This is a genomic window from Enterococcus camelliae (genome assembly GCF_042685105.1).
Lineage (GTDB): Bacteria > Bacillota > Bacilli > Lactobacillales > Enterococcaceae > Enterococcus_G > Enterococcus_G camelliae.
Window position 1 is genome coordinate 591 of record NZ_JBHUMO010000068.1, and the last position, 1438, is coordinate 2028.

General features: G+C 36.2%; 2 pseudogenes. Both read right to left on the reverse strand.

The features are described 5' to 3' along the window. Window positions 1-618, reverse strand: a pseudogene (locus ACFSR0_RS10970) (IS21 family transposase); the annotation flags it as partial. A gap of 52 nt (window positions 619-670) precedes the next feature. After that, a pseudogene (locus ACFSR0_RS10975) lies at window positions 671-1438 on the reverse strand (hypothetical protein); the annotation flags it as partial.

Sequence of the window (1438 nt, forward strand, 5' to 3'; positions counted from 1 at the left end):
TTGCGTTACGGCAGTTGACATATTGTCAATTCGAATTTTTCGCGGAACACCACCTGCTTGCCGGAAAAGTTCTTTCATGCCTTCCAGCAAACATTCTTGATTTTCAGCAGGGAGAGTGACGGCGAAGCCGGCATTACTAAAAGGGAAGGTCATCACCAATACCTTTACATCCTTAAACGCGCCGTCATGACAAACTTCCATCGTGCCAAAATCGAGTTGTGCTTCCGCTGGTGGATGTTCGAGTCGTTCAAAGCCATGATCTTCTTGTGTTTCTAGATAATGAGTCGCTTTCCAGTCTTGAATGAAGATGCATACGGTCCGGTAGGATCCTGGAAAACCATCCGCTTTCAAATCAGCCGTCATTGTTTCCGCCGTTCTGCGCTTTTTCTTCGGCAATTTCGCATCTTCCGACAGCCAAAGAGCTACGATGCCACCCCATTTTTCTGTATACATCATACCGGTTTTCTTGCGTGTTTTCGGTTTTGGAATCAGGTCGTTATCCGCATATTTTTTAGCCGTTCGCCAATTTATATTTAATTCATTTGAAATGTGTTGAATGGATTTATCGTGATTATTCCGTAGATTTCTGATAGTATTAATATCGGTCATTGTGAGCATTGCCTTTCTTACCTCCAGTTATAGTTGTCAGAACCATAACTTTAGAGGAATTTCAGGTTGCCCGCAATGGCTTTTTATTATAGCTTAAGCAATTTGCGGGACTATGCGCTTTTGCGCTGCAACCGTGTGTACTTTTATTCTGCCATAAACAACTAGTAAAATGATTATCCCAAAATTCCATAGGTTTTAGATTCTTATCCAAAAATGGATGTAAGTAGTATTTATTCACAAACGTTTCCCACGCATCTAAAGGGAAAAGAAACTCATATAAACTTTTTAATGTTAAATCCCAATAATCAAATATTGTCTTACTACAACCTCTTCCTGTATTCATCCAATTTGGTAAGACAGTAAAATCTCCAATCGTTTGAGTTAATTGAGCAAAACGTTCAAACTCTTTTAGATTTTTACTAATCACACTAAATTTTTGATAATTATTATTTTCTAGTAATAAATCATATTGTTTTTTCAAATCTTTTTTATCATCAATTCCTATTTCTTCATAAATTTCAATCCTATTTTCTGATAAATAAACAGCTCTATGAAAAGTTGTCGAAAAAGAATTCATAGTTTCTCCTCTAACTGAACTTCTAAAATCCTCTTGCCAATTTAAGTAATTATACATAGGATAAACTTCTTTATCACAATCACCATTAAAACCAGTATACTCTTTATTATATTTTTTAGTATATTTAAGAGGATGGGTATTCTCATTTAATGACAAATTGCAAGTACAAGTTAGCCACCTAGCGAAATAAAGCATGTTATTGATAAAGCTTCGTGCTGATTGACATTGAGCGTGGTGTGTTAGTCTGAACTG